Annotated in this window: 15 protein-coding genes; 14 read left to right on the plus strand and 1 reads right to left on the minus strand. The window is 43.8% G+C overall.

Translation table 11 applies throughout. The annotated features are described in order from the left end of the window. The first annotated feature begins 402 nt into the window (after positions 1–402). The 5 genes from DQQ01_RS16305 (at position 403) to DQQ01_RS03340 (ending at position 8,387) form a co-directional block, all read left to right on the plus strand. A complete protein-coding gene (locus DQQ01_RS16305) occupies positions 403–756 on the plus strand; it encodes a helix-turn-helix transcriptional regulator (RefSeq protein WP_242980709.1) in 354 nt (117 codons plus the stop codon). A gap of 97 nt (positions 757–853) precedes the next feature. Beyond that, on the plus strand, positions 854–2,134 hold the full coding sequence (locus DQQ01_RS03320) for a glycoside hydrolase family 125 protein (protein WP_111918385.1): 1,281 nt from the start codon (positions 854–856) through the stop codon (positions 2,132–2,134). A 118-nt stretch (positions 2,135–2,252) separates the two neighbouring features. Then, the gene (locus DQQ01_RS03325) at positions 2,253–5,366 is read left to right on the plus strand and encodes an alpha-mannosidase (RefSeq protein WP_199797995.1); all 3,114 of its coding nucleotides are present in this window, start codon (positions 2,253–2,255) and stop codon (positions 5,364–5,366) included. Positions 5,367–5,710: 344 nt separating this feature from the next. Beyond that, positions 5,711–7,432 (plus strand): sensor histidine kinase, encoded by a 1,722-nt coding sequence (locus tag DQQ01_RS03335; protein ID WP_111918391.1) that lies wholly within the window; start codon positions 5,711–5,713, stop codon positions 7,430–7,432. Beyond that, complete coding sequence (locus DQQ01_RS03340; RefSeq protein WP_111918393.1) at positions 7,404–8,387, plus strand: response regulator; 984 nt, start codon at positions 7,404–7,406, stop codon at positions 8,385–8,387. Before DQQ01_RS03335 ends, DQQ01_RS03340 begins: the two co-directional genes overlap by 29 nt. 24 nt (positions 8,388–8,411) lie before the next feature. Here the strand turns inward: DQQ01_RS03340 and DQQ01_RS03345 are convergent, their stop codons facing one another. Continuing rightward, complete coding sequence (locus DQQ01_RS03345) at positions 8,412–9,497, minus strand: transposase (protein ID WP_111917880.1); 1,086 nt, start codon at positions 9,495–9,497, stop codon at positions 8,412–8,414. Positions 9,498–9,746: 249 nt separating this feature from the next. On the opposite strand from DQQ01_RS03345, the gene DQQ01_RS03350 reads away from it, so the two are divergent. The 9 genes from DQQ01_RS03350 to DQQ01_RS03385 all read left to right on the plus strand — a co-directional run bounded on the left by DQQ01_RS03350 (position 9,747) and on the right by DQQ01_RS03385 (position 21,461). After that, entirely contained in the window at positions 9,747–10,262 is a 516-nt protein-coding gene (locus DQQ01_RS03350; protein ID WP_242980523.1) for a helix-turn-helix transcriptional regulator, read from the plus strand. A 17-nt stretch (positions 10,263–10,279) separates the two neighbouring features. After that, positions 10,280–11,776, plus strand: a complete 1,497-nt coding sequence (locus DQQ01_RS03355) for an ABC transporter substrate-binding protein (RefSeq protein WP_111918395.1) — start codon at positions 10,280–10,282, stop codon at positions 11,774–11,776. A 269-nt stretch (positions 11,777–12,045) separates the two neighbouring features. After that, positions 12,046–12,408, plus strand: a complete 363-nt coding sequence (locus tag DQQ01_RS18495) for an ABC transporter permease family protein (RefSeq protein ID WP_330407618.1) — start codon at positions 12,046–12,048, stop codon at positions 12,406–12,408. Then, on the plus strand, positions 12,389–13,018 hold the full coding sequence (locus DQQ01_RS18500) for an ABC transporter permease subunit (RefSeq protein ID WP_330407619.1): 630 nt from the start codon (positions 12,389–12,391) through the stop codon (positions 13,016–13,018). Before DQQ01_RS18495 ends, DQQ01_RS18500 begins: the two co-directional genes overlap by 20 nt. Positions 13,019–13,036: 18 nt before the next feature. Continuing rightward, a complete protein-coding gene (locus DQQ01_RS03365) occupies positions 13,037–13,957 on the plus strand; it encodes a carbohydrate ABC transporter permease (protein WP_111918397.1) in 921 nt (306 codons plus the stop codon). 106 nt (positions 13,958–14,063) lie between these two features. After that, positions 14,064–15,452, plus strand: coding sequence for an ABC transporter substrate-binding protein (locus DQQ01_RS03370; RefSeq protein WP_242980525.1), 1,389 nt, complete (start codon positions 14,064–14,066; stop codon positions 15,450–15,452). Positions 15,453–15,570: 118 nt separating this feature from the next. After that, entirely contained in the window at positions 15,571–17,736 is a 2,166-nt protein-coding gene (locus DQQ01_RS03375) for a type 1 glutamine amidotransferase family protein (RefSeq protein WP_242980526.1), read from the plus strand. Between the two features lie 28 nt (positions 17,737–17,764). Then, entirely contained in the window at positions 17,765–20,200 is a 2,436-nt protein-coding gene (locus tag DQQ01_RS03380) for a beta-mannosidase (protein ID WP_111918399.1), read from the plus strand. Between the two features lie 13 nt (positions 20,201–20,213). Then, entirely contained in the window at positions 20,214–21,461 is a 1,248-nt protein-coding gene (locus DQQ01_RS03385; RefSeq protein ID WP_111918401.1) for an AGE family epimerase/isomerase, read from the plus strand. The last annotated feature ends 28 nt before the right edge of the window (positions 21,462–21,489 follow it).

A 21,489-nucleotide genomic window follows, 5' to 3' on the forward strand; every position in this document is an offset into this window, starting at 1 on the left:
GGACTGGAGGAATATTATTATTACCACAGTGAAAATCCGATTTTATACGCCGGGAAGGTTGCTACAGATAAGACAGAGAGCCGTCATTTAAAGCATGATGTGTTTGATATCAGCTTTCTGAAAAAGGATTTGCAGCAGGCATTAATGATACAGGACAGAGAAAAGGTAGAGGGTGTTTTTTCAGAGATGGCAGAGCTGTTTTCTGAATATAAGCCGGCCAGGGCGCAGGTGATTGATGCCTGTATGAACCTGTATTATTTCTTTTTTTCCTATGCAGAAAAAGGAAAAGGCGAGGCAAAGGGCTTCCCCTATCCCTCTGAGCTTGTAGAACGTCTGGGACAGTGCTTTACCCTGGAGGAAAATATTCACTGGCTAAAAGAACTGGGAAGCTGGATTGGCGGTATGCTGGAGGGACTGAAAGGCGGCAGTAAGACAGAAAAGCTGATTTGTTCCGTGAAAAAATATGTACAGGAGAATTATAAGGAAAAACTGACTCTTTCCACAATTTCCAACGCCATTGGCATCAGTCAGGGGTATTTAAGCAGTGCGTTTAAAAAGCAGACAGGAAGCAATCTGAATGATTATGTCAATCAGATTAAAATAGAAAAGGCTCAGGAGCTTCTGGGTATGCATGAGTACATGATGTATGAGATTTCCGATATGCTGGGTTTTGAGAACGCCTATTATTTCAGTAAGGTTTTTAAGAAACTTACAGGAATGACGCCCAGCGAATATGAGATGACAAGAAAAAATTAGAGGATATCTAGGATAATTCCACTATTTTTTTCAGGGGAAGTCTGCTAGAATAATCAACAGAAAATTTACAATCCAATCATTATACGGAGGATATATCATGACCATACAGGAAACCATGGATCAATTTTTAGGCGGATTAAAGGAAAAGTCAGCAGATTTTCCTCATCTTATGGAGCTTTTTACCACCTGCTATACAAACACGCTGGATACCACAGTAAAGCGCATGGAGAACAACACCACCCACGTGATTACAGGAGATATTCCGGCCATGTGGCTGAGGGATTCCGCCGCCCAGTTAAGACCCTACATCTTTTTGGCAAAGGAAAACGAGGAGGTGCGGGAGTTGATTGCAGGTCTGGTAAGACGCCAGTTTCTTTACATCTGTATTGACGAATATGCCAATGCGTTTAACGATTCCCCAAGTGGAGCCTGCTGGGAAAAGGACGATTCCAATCAGAATCCCTGGGTGTGGGAGCGGAAGTTTGAGGTGGATTCCCTTTGCTATCCCATTCAGCTTGCCTATCTTCTATGGAAAAATACAGGCTGTACCACCCAGTTCAATGAGGATTTCCAAAAGGGCATACAGAAAATTCTCACCGTATTTCGGACAGAACAGTATCATGAAGAAAAATCTGCGTACCGTTTTTGCCGCAATAACGGATATTACCGGGATACCCTTTCCAGAGAGGGCAGGGGTGCGTTGGTAAAATCCGGCACAGGACTTATCTGGTCCGGCTTCCGTCCAAGCGACGATGCCTGCACCTACGGCTACCTGATTCCTTCCAATATGTTTGCCGTGACGGTCCTGGGCTATCTGGAGGAAATCGAGAAGGAGATTTATCAGAATCAGGAAATTGCAGAGGCGGCAAAAGCGCTGAAAGAGGAAGTACATGCAGCCATTGAAACCATTGGAAAGACCTTTACCGAAGAGTTTGGCATGGTCTATGCCTATGAAACAGACGGCTTCGGCATGTATGACTTAATGGACGATGCCAATGTGCCAAGCCTTCTGGCAATGGATTATCTGGGCTATCCGGCAGACAGAGAAATTGCGGCAAATACCAGAAGATTTCTTTTAAGCGAGGCAAATCCTTTCTATTTTAAAGGAACAAAAGCAGCGGGAATCGGAAGTCCCCACACCCCGTCCAATTACATCTGGCATATTGCCATGGCAATCCAGGGGCTGACCGAAGAAGACTCTGCAGAAAAGAGAAGAATTTTAGAGAGCATGGCTGCCACTACGGGAGGCAAGGGCGTGATGCACGAGGGCTTTTGCTGTGAGGATGACACCAAATATACAAGAGAGTGGTTTTCCTGGGCAAATGCTATGTATGCAGAACTGTTTTTGGATTATATGGGATATAAACTGGAGAAATAGAATTTTTACACTAAACATAGAAAATAGAAAATTGAGAAAACATGTAAGATTGAGTACAATAAGAGCATAAAAACAGAAATAGATAAAACATACAAGAGCAGGAGGTTCTATCATGGATATGTTTTTAACCGATAGAAAATTAGACAGACGAGTATCAGAAGCCAAAAACTACAGATACCGCAATGCCATTCCCATGGAGCAGTTTGCCATGTGCGAAGACGAGCAGGGCGTTGTAAATCCTGTAGTTCCTACAAGCTTTGAAAACTGGAATACCATTAAAACAGGGGATTGCTGGTCAGGGCGCGACCGTTATCTCTGGCTGCATAAGGAGGTCCACATTCCAGAAGAATGGAAGGGACAGAGAGTCGTCGGTGTTTTTGACTTTGGAAACACCGGAGCAGGAAACAACTCAGGCTTTGAGGCAATGTGCTATATTAATGAGAAGCCATACCAGGGTGTGGACGTAAATCACAAGGAAGTATTCTTCCCGGAAGAGCTTTACGGAAAAACTTTCAGCCTGACTTTCCGTCTTTGGTCCGGTTTAGAGGGCGGCGGTGTGCCAAGAGCCCAGGAACACAAAATTGCACAGGCAGATTTGGCATGTCTGGACGAAAAAGTAGATGACTTTTACTATATGGGAACCCTGATTCTGGATACCCTTAGGAATCTGGACGACGGAAACCCGGTAAAATATGACCTGAGAATCGCCCTTGACGAAGCCTGCCACTGCATTGACTGGTCTTATCCGGGCAGCGATGCCTTCTATGAAACCATGCATCAGGCTGATGATGTGCTGAACGAAAAAATTGATAAGATGGACAAAAATTCTCCAATCAATGTAAGCTGTGTAGGACATACACATATTGATATGGCATGGCTTTGGAGATTAAAACATACACACGAAAAAGCGTCACGTTCCTTCTCTACTGTACTTCGTATGATGGAAATGTTCCCGGAATACATTTTCCTGCAGACACAGCCGCAGTTATACGAATACATCAAAGAAGATTTCCCGGAAATCTACGAGGAAATCAAAAAACGTGTTGCGGAAGGACGCTGGGAAGCAGACGGCGGTATGTGGGTTGAAGCGGACTGTAACCTGACAAGCGGTGAATCCCTTACCCGTCAGATTCTTATTGGAAGCAAATTCATTAAAGATGAGTTTGGAAAAGATGTGGAATACCTGTGGCTGCCGGACGTATTCGGATACTCCTGGGCGCTGCCTCAGATTTTGAAAAAATCCGGTATTGATATGTTTATGACAACAAAAATCAGCTGGAACCAGTTTAACCGTATGCCTCACGATACTTTCCGCTGGAAAGGTATGGACGGCAGCGAAGTGCTGACACACTTTATCACCACACCGGAACCATGGAATGAACCTGGCTCCTGGTTCTACACCTACAATGGTCTTTTAACAGCAAAGACTGTAAAAGGGGTATGGGACGCATACAGTGAAAAAGAAATGAACAAAGACCTGTTGATTTCCTATGGATACGGAGATGGCGGCGGCGGCGTAAACCGTGACCTTCTGGAAGCAAGAAGAAGAATCGACAAGATTCCGGGACTTCCGAACCTGAAAACCTCCACAGCAGGAGAATACTTCAGAAAATTAAAGAAAACAGTAAAAGACACAGACCAGTATGTGCATACCTGGGACGGCGAACTGTACCTGGAATACCACAGAGGTACTTACACCAGCCAGGGCTACAACAAGCGTATGAACCGTAAAATGGAGCTTCTGTACAGAAAAGCAGAATGGCTTACTGCTATGAAGGCGGTTCTGGATAAGAACATGGACGAGGCAGAACAGGAAAAACTGACACAGGGCTGGAAGATGATTCTTACAAACCAGTTCCACGACATTATCCCAGGTTCTTCTATCCATGAAGTATACGAGGACAGCAGAAGAGATTACGAAAAAGTACAGAATCTGGCTCTGGAAGTTACCAAAGACTTCAAAGACAGCGTGATTGATGCAGAAGAAGGAAGTTATACCGTATACAATGCTTCCGGTTGGGATTTGGAAGATTTGGCAGCTGTTCCATGTGAAGAAAACGCAGTCTTTACAGATGCAGAAGGAAACGAACTTCCTTCTCAGAAGGCAGAAGGCGTTACTTATGTACAGGTAAAAGTTCCGGCTATGGGACATGCTGTGATTAAAGCGAAAAAAGCAGAAACACAGGCAGAAAACAGCGCCTTCTCTGTAGAAGGAAAGAACATTGAAACACCGTTCTACTCCATCAGCCTCAATGACTACGGCCAGATGACACGTCTTTATGACAAGACAGAGGAAAGAGAAGTGCTGGCTCCCGGTGAAAGAGGAAACGTACTGCAGATGTTTGAAGATAAACCTCTTGACAACGATGCATGGGATATTGATATCTTCTATCAGCAGAAAATGCGCGAAGTGACTGACTTAACCAGTTTTGAAGTGACACAGTGCGGACCGCTTCGTCTGGTTATCCATATGAACTGGAATTACATGAACACAGTAATTTCTCAGGATATGATTCTGTACAGCCAGGACAGACGCATTGACTTTAAGACAGATGTAGATTTCCACGAAAGACAGCAGCTCTTAAAGGCAGCCTTTACGGTAGATATCAGAAGTACGTTTGCTACTTATGATATCCAGTACGGAAACGTACGCCGTCCAAACCATTGGAACACAAGCTGGGATCAGGCAAGATTTGAATCTGTAGGACACAGATTTGCAGACCTGTCTGAAAGAAATTACGGTGTGGCATTGATGAATGACTGCAAATACGGTTATGATGTAAAAGATAATGTCATGCGTATTTCTCTCCTTCGTTCCGGTCTGCAGCCAGACCACTTACAGGATCTGGGAAGACATGAGTTCACTTACGCACTGCTTCCGCACAAGGGCGATTTTGTAGAAGGCCATGTAGTGGAAGAGGCCTATGCGCTGAACAATCCAATGGACGTGTTCAAAGGTGCAGATACCACTACTTACGGAAGCTTCTTTACTGTAGACAATCCGCAGGTGGAAATTGACGCTGTGAAGAAATCCGAAGACGGAAAATATCTGGTTGTTCGTTTCCATGACTTTGCAGGAGCAAAACAGAAAGTAGAGGTAAAACCGGGATTTGCGTACAAGGCATGGGCAGAATGTGATTTAAGAGAACGTGCAATCAGCGAATTCGCAGATAAAGCAATCGAGATGGAGCTTCACCCATTTGAGATTAAGACAATCTTATTTGAAATCTAAGAACACTTAGAGAAAAATAAATACAAAAGGAAGGAGGAAGCAGGGAATGTCTGAAGGAATTTTATATGGTTTCTTTTTAGTAAGCATCATATTATCATGGAGCTGTTATCTGTCCGCAAAAGGGCAGCCCCTGCCTCCTCTTGTTCCTTTTCTGTATAGAGCTTCTGTAACAGTTACGGACAGATACAGAAGCTTTCTCCATAGAAATTTCTATGATACCTTTGACAATTTAAAAAATTCTTGTATTTACAGGAGCAAAACAGGTTTGTAAAAACCGGTAAAGAGAGCCATTTTATTGTGCTCTCTTTTTGACGTTACAGAGGTTTTTGGAGAGGAGGAATGAAATGGAAAAAAGGAGGCGCAGTCAGTTATATTTTAAGCTGTTTTGGACCTATACAGCCATTGCACTGGTGATTGTATCTGTGCTGACGATTTATTTTATGTACCTGTCTAAGAGGAGTGTTCTTCGACAGAACCAGGAGGAAAGAGAGCATATCAGTGCAAATGCAGCAGAGTATATCAGGGAAACAGAAGAACGGGTGGATTATCTTTATCAGGATTTGTACCGTTCCTCCTCCGAGCTGGAGGATTTGCTGTCTTATTTCACTTTGGATCCTGAGGAGTATCAGCAGTGGTCCCTGGACAGATATTCTGCTTCCAGCGCACTGGTATATAAAGGCATTTACAATTTTATCACAGAAGCTTTTGAAGCCTATCAGGAACTGGAAAAAGTGGAACTGATAGGGTATAATGATTTGCGTATGACAGAATGTTATCCAGACAAGATCTTTTATCCAGGCAAAAGCGGCAAGGGAAAAATCAATGCTTTTCGGGACGGAACGTATGGGGAAGAGGGAAAGCTGGTGTATGTAAGAGAAATCAGAAATCCCAATACCATGGCACAGGAAGGCTGTATGGTCTTTACCTTTGAAGGAAAGGCAGTTTTTGAGAAGATCAGAAGAAACAGTGAATATACAGGACTTTTCGTCAACTTTCAGGGGCAGCAGCCGGTTTTTGAAGAGAATTTGCAGGCAGATACAAAATACGATTCTGTGAAAAAAGAAACCGTAGGAGAGTATGAGGTCTGTACACTTCTCAACCAAAAAGCAGCTTCCCGCCTGTCTGTATCCGCTTTTTTTACAATTTTGGGGGTAGGGGTTCTGGTAATGATACTGGGAATTTTGCTTATTGCACATGATGTAGGACGCTTTACTGCCCGTGTAGACACCATTCTGGATACCATGAACCAGGTGGCAACCGGAGATTTGCAGGCCCGTGTGGATATTAGAAACAGAAAAGACGAGCTGGATATGCTGGCAGACCACTTTAATAACATGTGTGAAAAATTAAATCTGTATATTAATAAAAGCTATCTGGCAGAGATTGAAAAGAAAAATGCCCAGATGCAGGCGCTGCAAAGTCAGATTAATCCGCATTTTCTCTACAACACCCTGGAGGCTATCCGTATGAAGGCCATATGCAACGGAGATCGGGAAGTGGGCAAAATGCTCTACAGCATGGTAACACTTTTCAGAAGCCAGCTAAAAGAAACAGATATTATCACCCTGGGGCAGGAGCTGGATTACTGCAAGCAGTATCTGGAGCTGTTTGAATACCGGTATAAGGGGATTTTCCGGTCAGAAGTTTCCTGTGAGCCAGAACTTTTATCCGTACCGATTATCAAATTTGTCCTTCAGCCTGTTGTGGAGAATTACTTTATTCATGGCATAGACCGGGGAAGAGAGGATAACTGTGTACGCATATGGGCAGAGCGGAATCAGGGCAGCCTGACGTTGTTTGTCCGGGATAATGGCTGCGGTATGACAGAGGCAGAAATAGCGGAAAAGAACCGGCTGCTTCGGGAAAATCCAAAGGACAAAGATAAAAAGACGTCCATTGGACTGAGCAATGTAAACAGAAGAATCAAAGCAGTGTACGGAGAAGAATACGGCATTTCCATAGAGGCAGCAAAGCCTCAGGGATTGCTTGTAAAGGTTACGATTAAAATAGAGGATAAAATAGAGGAGATGGAAGTTCATGAAGAAAGTCATGCTTGTGGAAGATGAAGAACTTATTCTGCAGGGAGTCCGCTATATTATAGACTGGGAGGAGATTTCCATGGAGGTAACTGCCATGGCACACAATGGCAGGGAGGCACTGGAAATGTATAAGGAAAATCCTGTAGATATTATTGTGACAGACGTGGAAATGCCTTTTATGAACGGTCTGAAGCTTCTGGGGGAAATCCGGAAACTAAGTTCCAGAACCAGGTGCATCATCTTGTCAGGATATGACGAATTTGAGTATGCCAGAACCGCCCTTAAGCTGGACGTGGAGGAATACATTTTAAAGCCTATTGATGAAGAGCAGTTTCATCAGGCTCTGATAAATGCAGGAAAGCATCTGGATGAGATTGACCAGAAGAGAGCCGGAAGTATGGGGGAGAAGATTAGCTGGCACAGATTTTTAAAGGGAAAGCTGAAAAAGGAGGAGGAAGCCCCTTTTTACGAGATGTTGCCCAAAATGGAAGAAAATATCAAGGTCTATGCCGCTCTTATGAAAATTGATACAGGGACTCTGGAAAATGGGGAAAGCCTGAATGAAATTCAAAGAGAGCTTCAGAAATCTCTCATGGAAATTAAGACCATTTATCTGGCGCCGGATTTATTATTCTTACTTTTATATACCGAAAAATCAGTGGAAAATCAGGAAATATTGGAATTTTACAGCAGCTTCCAGAACAGTCTGGAAAGCAGTTACGGTATTATGAGCTTTCTGACTTTAAGCGATGCCACAGAGGACTATACCATGCTTCCGGAGTGTTACAAGATGGCATCAAAGCTGCAGAAATACCGTATGCTGGAGGGGTATGGAAGCTGCATTGACGAAAGCCATATCAAAGACCGGAAATCCGCAGATGTGGTGATTGACGAAATCCTCTTAAGGAAAACCATTCTGAAAAAGGATAAAGAGGGCGCATTAAATTATATTGAGGATTTATTTATTAATAACTATAAATGAGCAAATATTGAAATTTGCACAAAACTACCCTACCAGTTTCAAAACAGCTTCAAGTGACGCGCCATTTTTTATGAACTGGTGCAGATTACCGATTCGCTCTGTTTTGACTTGATCTTGAAAATACCGGTATCCTTCCTCGAAGGTATTGTATTTCCCAGAATGCATACAGCACATGTAATGAACCAATGACATGATCAGCCAATACCGCTCGATTCCCTGCCGTGAGCGGATCTGACATTTGTCCAGCGCAAGTTTGTTTTTGCTCTGACGGAAAAATAATTCGATTGGCCACCGTTCTGTATATGTGTCAAGGATTTCCTGTGTGGATATTCCGGCATTTGTGGATATAAATACCCTCAGCGATTTCGGATTTCCAAAAGCTTCCCGGGGATAGCTGATAATAACCACCGCGTTTGGAATATCATTGAGTTCTCCTTCGTAGCGATACACATAGAATTCACGGCCGCCAACGGTCACAAGGCTGACAGCACGGTCTGTTTTTCTCAAATGAAGGGCAAACTCACTGACTTTCTGGCGGATTCCGCATGGATAGATGACCCGGTTGGTCTTCAGCGCTCCAATCGTATAAAATCCTTTCCGGATAAAACTCTCCATTACCTTTACGGAGGTATACCAGCTGTCGCATAGGAAATAGGAAATCACCGGTGCCACAGGAAGTTCATCCGCAATCTCCTGGACAATCTGTATCTTTGACTTTGATTTGTCATACAGGATGTCGGCATAATTCAGTATGAGCCCATTACAGGAAAGCATGACAGAAACAATCTGATGCCCATAATCCTGACAGCCCTTTAAATGGGATTGATGAAAGTACGCCGCTTCAATTGGATGCCCGGCCTGTAACGAAGGCCTGGTATGCGAAGCAATCGTATCATCCACAATACAGAAAACAGGCTGTCCTGAGCGTTGCGCTTCCAGATAAATAACCTGTATGACGGCATTTTTCAAAGTATCCTGGAGAGCGGAATCATTCCACTTGCCGTGGTTCAGGAAATAGGCGGTTGTGGTTCTATGCTGGTTACTTACTTCGGCGAAATCTACAGTTTTCCCCCTGTAACCACGGAGGAAAACGGAAACAATGATAGTCATCAGATGGTTTAGGTACACATCGGATAAAAATAAGCCGAGTTTTAAGGTTTTAAAGTAATTGTAAATACTGTTAGAATGATGTATACTGTTTGCAACGGGCACCCCCTTGTTGTTTGAGTATGTTGTTTGTTGGTACTTCAATTATACATCATTCAACAGCGGGTGTCTTTATTTTGTGCAATATTTGGTATTTACTCATTTATAGTTAATAACTTAAAATCCGAAGTCAATGTAGACGTCCTGTATCAGATGACTTTGAAAATCGCCATGATTCTGCAGGACATCAAGGTGGAATACAAACTGATACAGTCTGACAATCTTCGGGATTTGTCTGAGATTATTGAGAAAATTTATCAGGCAGACGATATACTGGGTCTGAAGGCAATCTTTACCTCTGAGGTTGCGGAAATTATTAATTATCTCCACACAGAAGACTCCCAGTATACGCCTGTAGTCAAACAGATTATGGCAGAGGTGCAGAAAAATTATAAGGAGGATATGAACTTAAAAACTCTTTCTTATAAATATCATATGAATGCCTCTTATCTGGGACAGATTTTTCAGAAGGAGGCAGGCTGTTCTTTTGCCCAGTATTTAAGCAATACGAAAAACGGAATTGCCAAGGATCTGATTTTGAATACCAATATGAAAATTAATGACATTGCCAAGGAAGTGGGATATCCGGATACCAGCTATTTTTATCGGAAATTCAAGCAGTGCTATGGAGTTTCCCCGGCTTCCCTGAGAAATATGAAAAAATACTAAAGGAAAGAGGAGCTTTCATGAACTGGAAACATGGAAAGAGGGCAGTCGCCCTTGGAATGGGTATGGTTCTGGCTGTTGCAGCATTTTCCGGGTGTCAGAAGAAGCGGGAAATTCGATCCGGGGAAAAAGACCTGGCGGAGCTGACCTGGTATCAGGTAGGGGACAGACAAAAAGACGATACCATGGTGCTGGAAGCAGTAAACGAGTATCTGGCAGAAACCATTGGTGTGAAGCTGAATATTATCAAAGTGGGCTGGGGCGATTACAGTCAGAAAATGCAGGTGGTGATAGCCACAGAGGACGAATGGGATTTGTGCTTTACCTCCTCCTGGACCAATGACTATCTGCAGAACGCACAAAAGGGTGCTTTTCTGGAACTGGACGAGCTTCTGATGAAAAAGGGGAAGGAGATGTACAGACGTATAGATTACCGTTTCTGGAAGGCTGCCAGAGTGGGCGGTAAAGTTTATGGCGTACCCAGTGAAAAAGAAATGGCAAACTGCCCCATGTGGGTTTTTACAAAGGAATATGTAGATAAGTACGACATTCCCTATGAGGAGATACATACCGTGGAGGATTTGGAACCATGGCTGCAGCTCATTAAGGAAAAGGAGCCGGACGTGGTGCCGATGTATTTGACAAAGGATTATTCCGCTCCTGCCTATATGGATACAATTGTAGATCCCATTGGGATTGAATACGGGGACGAAACCCTGACTGTAAAGAATCTCTTTGAAACAGACCGCATGATGTCCACATTAAAGACCATGCGGAAATACTATGAGGCAGGATATATTAATAAAGACGCGGCTCTGGCCTCTGATGATAAATGCGTAAAGCGGTTTGTCACCAAAGGGGACGGCCAGCCCTATGCAGAACTGGCCTGGGGGAAGGATCTGGGCTATGACGTGGTGGTCAGCCAGATTATGGATACCCAGATTACCAATGCATCGGCAAGAGGCGCCATGACTGCAATAAACAGACATTCCAAAAATCCGGAAAAGGCAATGGAACTTCTGAATCTGATTAATACAGACGAGTATCTGCGGAATCTTTTAAATTACGGCATAGAAGGCGTACATTGGCACAAAGCAGAGGTGCCGGTGAAAGAGGCTCAAAAAGCAGAAGGAAAGCCTTATGTCTATGACCGCAAAATTGTCCTGGACGAAGAGAAGAGCAGAGATTATTCTGTTCCTTACTGGGTGCAGGGCGGTTTGTTCAACACCTATGTGACAGAAAAGGAACCCATTGATAAATGGTCTGTGTTTAAAGAATTTAACGATGATTCAAAAGCAGCCCCCTCCTTTGGCTTTGATTTTAACCTGGAGCCGGTGAAAACAGAGGTGGCAGGTTTTCGGAATGTGCTGGACGAATTTGGAAACGCCTTGTACACAGGAAGTGTGGACCCGGAGGAATATGTGCCTAAGCTTTTAAAGAAGCTGGACACAACCGGAGTGGACAAGGTTATGGAAGAAATGCAGCAGCAGGTTAATGCATGGAAACAGGCAAAATAACGAAAAAAAGCAGGAAATAAAAGAAAAGAGTTATCAAACGGATAGAGCAAGCTTTGGCTTAATCCGCCTGGGAACTCTTTTTTTATATGCGGGAATTCTTATTTTCTATACATAAAAATCTTTAAAGGGAGCAGATTGGAACGGAGTGGGAATAAGATTTTTATATTACTAGAATTTGTACAGGAAATCTAAAAATTTTCAAATTTTATAAAGCTTTCATAAATGTTATAGTTATTTTACACAAAAAAACAAAAGGGAGGTCATGAAAAATGCGAGCAAAAAAAACATCGGGAAAGCCGATGAAAGTACGCAAGAGAAGATGGACAAAGGACGATACAGAACTGACTTTGTTATCCGTACCCACATTGATTTGGTATCTTATCTTTTCCTATCTTCCCATGTTCGGTATTGTTATTGCATTTAAGCAGTATAAGCTGGCACCGGGCGGACATGGATTTATATACAATCTGTTCCATAGTGACTGGGCGGGGTTTGGCAACTTTGAATACTTCTTTTCGTCCAATGCTTTTTCTATGCTGCTTCGCAACACCATTCTCTACAAACATTGTATTTATCATTATCAGTGCCAGTGTTGCGGTAGGCGGTGCTTTGATGCTGAGCAATATGATTAACAAGAGGGGATCCAAGATTTATCAGACCATGATGTTTCTGCCTTACTTCATGTCATGGGTAGTTATCAGTTATTTCGTATATGCACTGCTGACACCGGAGAAGGGTTTGTTAAACGGTCTGATTACTTCACTGGGCGGAGATCCTGTCATGTGGTATCAGGAGGCAAAATACTGGCCGTTTATCCTGGTTATCCTGAATACCTGGAAAGGTATGGGATATGGTATGGTTATGTACCTGGCAAGTATTACCGGTATTGACCCGTCACTGTACGAAGCGGCAGTTATGGACGGTGCGACCAAATCCCAGCAGATGCGGCACATTACACTTCCGGGAATTAAGCCTGTATTTGTTATGATGCTGATTCTGGACTGTGGTAAAATCTTTAACTCTGACTTTGGTCTTTTCTATCAGGTAACAGGACAGATTCCTGCTTCTCTGTATGAAACAGTATCTACTTTTGATACCTTTATTTACAAGGCTATGCAGTCTACAGCGCCAATCGGACAGACAGCAGCAGCATCTTTCTTCCAGGCAATCTGCAGCTGTGGTACCATTCTGTTTGCAAACTGGGTAGTAAGTAAGATTGACCATGAGAACAGAATTATTTAAGGAAGGGAGAGGACAAAAGTGAGTAAAAATAAGAATAAAGCAACATCGTCCCTGAATCAGATTAAAAAGTCCACAAACATTGTGTTTAACGTTATTTTCCTGATTCTTGGCTGTATGTGTATCTTTCCCCTGTTGTTTGCCTTCTCCATTTCCATTACCAGTGAGTCGGCACTCCAGGCAGGTGGTTATCATCTGATTCCACAGGAATTTTCAAGTGCAGCTTATATGTTTCTGTGGAATGAAAGAGAGATGATTATCCGGGCATTTGTTATGTCCGTGCTGGTAACCTGTATCGGTACGGTGATTACCGTATGTCTGACTACTTCCATGGGGTATGTGGCATCAAGAACTACCTTTAAACTGAAAAAGCTATACACCTGGATTATTTTCATTCCCATGGTGTTCAATGGCGGTATGTTTGCATCTTATGTAGTAGTCAACAACATTTTAAACTTGCGAGATACCATTTGGGCATTAATCCTGCCGCTGGCCTGTTCTTCCTTCAGTGTTACCATTTGTCGTACGTTCTTCCGTACAACCGTTCCTGATGCACTGATTGAAGCAGCAAAAATTGACGGTGCAGGACAGTTTCGTATCTGGTCCGGAATTGTACTTCCGATTTCCAAGCCGGTTATGGCAACCATCGGAATGTTTGCAGCATTTGGTTACTGGAATGACTGGTTCCAGGCATCTCTGTATATTTCAGATACCAAGCTGAACACACTCCAGGCAATGTTGAACAGTATTCAGAACAACATTGACTATCTGGCAAACAACCCTTACGGCGGACTTTCCATGCAGCAGTATAAGATGAGCATGCCAACAGAGTCTGTGCGTATGGCCATTGCAATGGTTATCATTATCCCCATTGCCCTGACCTATCCATTCTTCCAGAAATACTTTATTTCCGGATTGACCATTGGTTCTGTAAAAGAATAATTAAATAATTATATAAAATTTTAGGAGGACGCTATGAAGTTAAAAAAAATAGCAGCGCTTGGTATGGCAGCCGTTATGGCAGCCGGAACACTGGCAGGCTGCGGCGGTGAAGAAAAAAAAAGAAACTGCAAAAAATGCAAACGGTGATGAAGTCGTAAACCTGAAATGGGTGATCATTGGAAACGGTATGCCGGAAAACTATGACTCCTGGATTGGCAAAGTAAATGACTACATTGGCGAAAAAATCGGTGTAAACCTGGAAATGGAAGTCATTCCATGGGGTGACTGGGACGACAGAAGAAACATTATCATCAGTACCAACGAACCATACGATATTATCTTCGGTAATGGCAATAACTACACAGCAGATATTAAATTAGGCGCTTATGTAGATATCACAGATATGATTCCTGAAATCATGAAGGAATTCAACGAACTGATGCCAGAGAAATATTGGGACGCAGTAAAGGTAGACGACAGAATCTACGGTGTTCCTGCTTACAAAGACAGTTCTATTTCTAACTATGCAGTTTGGGATAAAGAACTGGTAGATGAGTACAACATTGATTACAAAAACCTTACAACGGTTGAATCTCTGACACCAACTTTTGAGATGCTGAAAAAAGAGAAAAATGATTACCCTGTATATGTGAAAAACGACGGTGTTTATTCTATCTTTGACGTATATGATCAGTTAGGCGCTGGTACACAGATTCTGGGTGTAAGATACGATGATGAAAAAGGTAAAGTATGCTTTACTCTGGAAGAACCTGATATTTATGCTGCACTGGAAACCTTCCATGACTGGTCTAAAAAAGGTATCATCAACCCGGATGCTGCTACTTTAACAGAAGCTCGTGTATACAACATGTGGCGTATTGCCCAGGGTTGGGAATCTGCCGGTGAAACTGCATGGGGACCGGACATGGGTAAAGAGGTTGTTGTTCAGAAATGGGGCGATACTATTCTTTCCAATGAAACCGTACGCGGTTCTATGAATATGATTTCTGCAAACAGCAAATATCCGGAAAAATGTCTGGAACTGCTGAACCTGGTAAACACAGATACTACTCTTCGTGATATGTTCTACTATGGAGAAGAAGGCGTGAACTTTGAATATGTAGACGTAGACGGACAGAAGAAAGTACATAAAATCAACACAGACTGGAGTATGGCTGGTTATACACAGGGTACCTTCTTTACTGTTACACCGGAGGATACAGTAACCACTGACCAGTGGGGTGAAATCAAAGCCCTCAACGAAGCTGCTGTTCCATCTGTAATGCTTGGATTTAACTTTGACACAACAGAAGTAGATTCTCAGCTTGCAAACTGCCGTGAAGTATGGCTGCGTTACAAGAGTGAAGTTATGGCTGGTGTAAATGACCCGGCAGAGGTTGTTCCGCAGATTAAGAAAGAATTAATGGCAGCAGGTTTCCAGGACGTTATGGATGCTGCACAGGCACAGGTAGATGAATTCCTGGCATCTAAATAATAAAAAACAGGAAAGCCGAAAATAAGAAGTTCTGACATGTAAAAGGAAAAAGCTGACGCAAACAAAAAAGTAGTTGTTACTGGTTTTGCGTCGGCTTTTCTGACGAAAGGGAAAACAGATGAAACTGAGAAACAAGACAGACAACAGACCTTACATGAATGTCATTTTTGGAAATTTTTACAGCCCTGCCTTTGATGACGAAGAGTTTGTGGACGAAACCATGGGGCTTATCCGGGATTTAGGCTTTAACAGCGTGATGTTTGATACAAAGGCATGGGAGGATTTCAGGGAGCGTTATGAAACAGGGGCTTTAAGTCAGTATGTGAAAATGCAGGAATATATGGGAAAATCTGCACACGCCCATGACCTTTTCTATAACTTTCTTCTGCTGTATTTAAATGGAGACAACCTGTATCCTCATATTCGCTACAGCCCGCCGATTTTTGGGGAGGAAATCACTTATCTGGATGGGACGCCGGGCAGATGGTATAAATACTGGTCAGAAAAAGCCCAGGCATCTATGAAAGAGCATGTGGAGCGAATTATGGAAAGCTACAAAGAGGGTTGCCAGCGATGCGTGACTGAGGAGGACAGGGAGGTTGTTCCGGTCTGCAGCATGTGGGATCCAGTGGTGGCAGTGAGTTTTGATGAGGAAGGACAGAATCGTTACCGTTCCTATCTGAAAGAGCTGTATCACGGGAACATTGAAGAGCTGAATAAAAATTACAATACTACAGCCAGGGATTTCGATGCCCTGACGCCTCAGGAATACTGGTATGGCGTGAAATACCCGGAAGGAGGCTTTTATACAGAGGAAGATGTCAGAAACCGCACACCGAAATTTTATGTGTGGAGAGATAATGCATTCTGGAAAATCCATGAGATGACCGAGTATTTTAAGACCATTGGACCGAAATTAAAGGAAAAAAATCCAGACCTTTTCCTCTGTCCGGATTTAAGCCAGTGGGGCTATTTCCTGAATATTTACGGCAGAGAGCAGCAAGACCATGACAACGAATTCAGCGATTTGTGGGATACCGCCATCCGTGGTATTGACATGTATGCTCTGGCGCCTTATGTGGATTCCTGCCATTTTATTACTGTGCCCGTGACTCCGGACGGTCTTCCAGATGCCTATGTGGTTTCCTGTCAGCACAGTATGATGCGGGTCATGAATAAGGAAAAGCCCATGACAGGAGGCATTTACTGGGGACGTTACATTTACAGTGATATTTATGCACAGCTTACGCCAGCGGAAATCATCGGTTCCATGACCGCCTGCGGTATGGACGGGTACACTTGCTATGGTATGAACGGTCTGGACGACGGGGGCGTGATGAACCGTATGGACGAAAACTTCCAGGAATCTCTTCGTCTGGCAAATGACTGGTTTGCAAAGGTTTTGCCCCTGCGGGGAAATAAAAAGAAAAAAGAAATCGCCCTTTTGTTCCCTTCGGAAATGGCGCATTTAGAACCTTTTGAGGTGGGAAATAATAAGATTCGACGCCTGGATCTGCTGGGCTGGTATAAAATCTGCTGTGACCTGGGATATCAGACCGATGTAATCAGCAATCACGAAATTGAGGCAGGGGATTTGGAAGATTATCAGGTACTCATTGTACCTGTAAATGACTGTTATTTTGCAGCAGAGCATGCGCTTTTGGAAGAAAAGGTGCGTGGCTGGGTGGCAAAAGGCGGTGTGCTTCTCCACGGTCCGGAGGATATGCTGGCAGAAAACTGCTTCGGCATTTCGGGAGAAAACTGTGAGAAGACCCCTTACCGTTACGGAAAGGTTATCATTGCCCAGGGAGAGCGTTTTTGTAAGTATCCGGATGGAAAAGAAATTGCACCATATGTAGACGGAGTTGGCTCCTGTGTAGTAAAATATGAAGCAGAAGACCTTGCAAAAAAAATGCAGAGAGCAGGGGAAATCAAGGGAGTCGTGTATTCCTTTGGCGTACAGCTGGGTGCTTCCTATGCTGCCAAAAACATTCCCCATGTGCCTTATGCACAGGGAAATAAGGAAATGTATCCCATTATTCAGTCCAGAACCACTTTGGTGAAGGATATTTTAAATGCGTATGTTACCCCGATAAGCGCTATCTGCGAAAGAGGCATTGAAACAGCCGTGTATGAAGACAGCATGGTGATTGTGAATCACCGTTCCACACCTTTTATTCTGCCAAAGAGATTCAAAGAGGAAATTTACCAGTATCCATGGCACGGAGAAAAGGAAGGAAAGGGTATTCTTTTCGGACACGAGGCTGTTTGGGTAAGATTGTAGAGCAGTCTTGTAAGTTTTAGGAGGTTTTATGGAAACAAGAGAATTGAACGAAAGCTGGAAAATGAAAGGCACCCAGGAGGCAGATTGGCAGGAGGCTGTGGTTCCGGGAACTGTATATACAGATTTGCTGCGAAACGGCAATATGGAGAATCCTTACTGGAAGGATAATGAGGACAGCATCTGCGCTCTTATGGAAAAGGATTATGAATATTGTTGTGAATTCAGGGAAGAGGATATTGCTGCATGGACAGAGATTCTGCTTCATTTCGACGGTCTGGACACTGTGGCAGAGGTGTATTTAAACGGAATACTTCTGGGAAAACCATGCAACATGCACCGCGTCTGGGAGTATGAGGTGAAAAGTCTGTTAAAGGAAAAAAACACCCTGCAAGTGATTTTCCGTTCTCCTTTGAAGTATATTGCTCAGGCGTATAAAAAATACGGAAACATTGGAAACGAGGACACCTATGAAGGCTTTATGCACCTTCGGAAGGCACACTACATGTTTGGTTGGGACTGGGGCGCACACCTTCCCGATGCCGGGATTTTCCGTCCGGTAAAGCTTTTAAAGGTCAAACATGGAAGAATGGACAGTATGTATATCCGTCAGGAGCATGAGGAGGGAACATGTACCCTGCATTTTACTTCGGCATATATCTGCAAAGAACCGGAAAACTGCCAGGTTATTGTAAAAGTTACTTCTCCTGACGAACAGGTATGGGAAACCACCCTTTCTAAAGAAGGAGAGGGCTGCATTACCATTGAAAATCCACAGCTCTGGTGGGTGAACGGTCTGGGAGAGCAGCCTCTTTACCAGGTAAAAGCCATGCTTTTCTACGACAATCAGGAAGTGGATACCTGGGAGAGGAGAATCGGTCTTCGAACCATGACCATGAAGCGGGAAAAAGATGAGTGGGGAGAGAGCTTTGCTCATGAAATTAACGGAAAAGCCTTTTTTGCCATGGGCGCAGACTATATTCCGGAGGAGCATCTGCTGGGAAGAAGAAGCCCGGAGCGTACCAGACAGCTTTTAGAGGACTGCAAGCTGGCGAATTATAACGTGATTCGCGTCTGGGGAGGCGGCTTTTACCCAGATGACTGGTTCTTTGATTTATGTGATGAGCTGGGACTGGCAGTCTGGCAGGACTTTATGTTTGCTTGCTCTGTATACGAGCTGACTCCGGAATTTGAGGCAAATATCCGTCAGGAATTTATTGACAATATCAAACGTCTGCGTCATCATGCTTCCCTGGGACTGTGGTGCGGAAACAATGAGATGGAAATGTTTGTGGACGAGAGATGTTGGGTGACAAAGCCTTCTGAGGTGCGGGATTATCTCTTTATGTACGAGCGGGTGATTCCTGAGGTGTTAAGAGAATACGACCCACAGACCTTCTACTGGCCGGCAAGCCCGTCCTCAGGCGGTTCCTTTGATAACCCCAACGACCCGGATAGAGGAGATGTGCATTACTGGCAGGTATGGCATGGAAATAAGCCGTTTTCCGAGTATCGGAAGCACTTCTTCCGCTATGCCTCTGAGTTTGGTTTCCAGTCTTTTCCATGCAAGAAGACCATTGAAACCATTTCCGATGACCCGGAGGACTGGAATATCTTTTCCTATGTCATGGAGAAGCACCAGAGAAATTACGGGGCAAACGGAAAGATTATGAATTATCTCCAGCAGACGTATCGCTATCCGGGAGAATTTGACACCCTTTTGTACGCTTCCCAGCTTTTGCAGGCAGACGCCATTCGCTACGGCGTGGAGCATTTCAGAAGAAACCGGGGCAGATGCATGGGGGCTGTGTACTGGCAGTTAAATGACTGCTGGCCTGTGATTTCCTGGTCTTCTATTGATTACTGGGGACGGTGGAAAGCCCTTCATTACTATGCAAAGCGTTTCTTTGCCCCTGTGATGATTTCCTGTCAGGAGGAAAGCTGGCTGACCCAGGAAGCCAATATGAACCGCCAGCATTTTGTATTTGAAAAATCCATTACCTTAAATGTGACAAATGAAACTTTAAAAGACAGAGAAATCCTGGTAAAATGGCATCTTAGAAATGCCAGTGCAGAAATTCTGGAGGAGCATGAGGAAACGGTTTCTGTACCTGCGCTGACCAGTGTATGGCTTGACAAAGTGGAACTTCCGGAAGTGGACGTATTTAACCAGTATGTGAGCTTTGAGGCATGGGAACAGGGAGAAAGAATCTCTGAGGGAAGTGTGATTTTCTCTTATCCGAAATACTTTAAGTACAAAAACCCAAACCTTAACGTTAAGATAGAGGGAGATACTATTACTGTGACAGCAGATGCTTATGCAAAGAGTGTGGAAATTTTAAATGAGTATGAGGATCTGGTGTTGTCAGACAATTATTTTGATTTGAACGGGGACAGCAAAACCGTGAAAATATTAAGAGGTGTACCGGAAAATATCAGAGTACGCAGTGTTTATGACATTCGATAAGGAGGAACTTAAAATGGGAGAAACAAACAAAAAATATCTGATTGACACAGAGGAAAACAGACAGTTTTTAAAAGAAATCAATGAAAACTTATTAAGCTTCGGACATAGATTCCCGGCTCCGGGAGGAAGCTCTTATTATCTGGGCGATGACGGAACTCCCTGGAAAGAGAGAAACCGTGAAACCTGGATTACTTCCCGTATGGCACATGTATACAGTATCGGAACCTTCCTGGGACATGAAGGAAGCAAAGAGCTGGCAGCAGCAGCCATCAAAGGCTTAAAAGGCGAACTTCACGATGATAAAAATGGCGGCTGGTATGCAGGACTTACTGCAGAGGGAGAGATCCTGCCCAACAAACAGTGTTATGCCCATGCATTTGTAATTCTGGCAGCGTCTTCCGCAGTGCTGGCAGGCGTAGAAGGCGCAAAAGAACTTCTGGAGGACGCTTTAAAAGTCTATGACCTTCGTTTCTGGAATGAAGAAGAAGGACTTTCCTGCGATACCTGGAACACAGAATTTACCGTATTAGATGATTACCGCGGCTTAAATGCCAACATGCATACCGTAGAGGCTTTCCTTGCAGCAGCAGACGTGACAGGTGATGAAAAATACCGCAAAAGAGCAGGCAGAATTATTGACCGTGTGCTGGTATGGGCTTCTGACAACAACTGGAGAATTCCGGAACATTTCACAAAAGACTGGGCAGCAGATTTGGAATGCAACAAAGAGCAGCCGGCAGACCAGTTTAAACCATACGGTGCAACACCGGGACATGGTATTGAGTGGGCAAGACTGATTACCCAGTGGGCATTGTCTGCACATAAAGACAACAGAGAAGACGCTGCAAAATACATAGAAGCAGCAGAAAATCTCTTTAACCGTGCAGTAAAAGACGCATGGAATGCAGATGGCGCGCCGGGAATCGTGTACACTACAGACTGGGAAGGAAAACCAGTGGTACACGACAGAATGCACTGGACTCTGGCAGAAGCCATTAACACCTCCGCGGTGCTGTACCATGTGACAAAGAAGGAAAAATACGGGGAAGATTACGCAGAGTTTATGAAATATCTGGACGAAAAGGTGTTAGACCATGTAAATGGCTCCTGGTTCCACCAGATGAACGAAAAGAATGAAGTCATCGGAACCGTATGGCCGGGTAAATCCGACATTTACCATGCCCTTCAGGCAACTCTGATTCCATACCATACGCCGGATTTATCCATTGCTCCGGCAGTAAAAAACAAACTGACTGTTTAAATTTTACAAAACACTTGTAAAAGCAGGG

It is taken from the genome of Blautia argi (genome assembly GCF_003287895.1).
Taxonomy (GTDB): domain Bacteria; phylum Bacillota; class Clostridia; order Lachnospirales; family Lachnospiraceae; genus Blautia; species Blautia argi.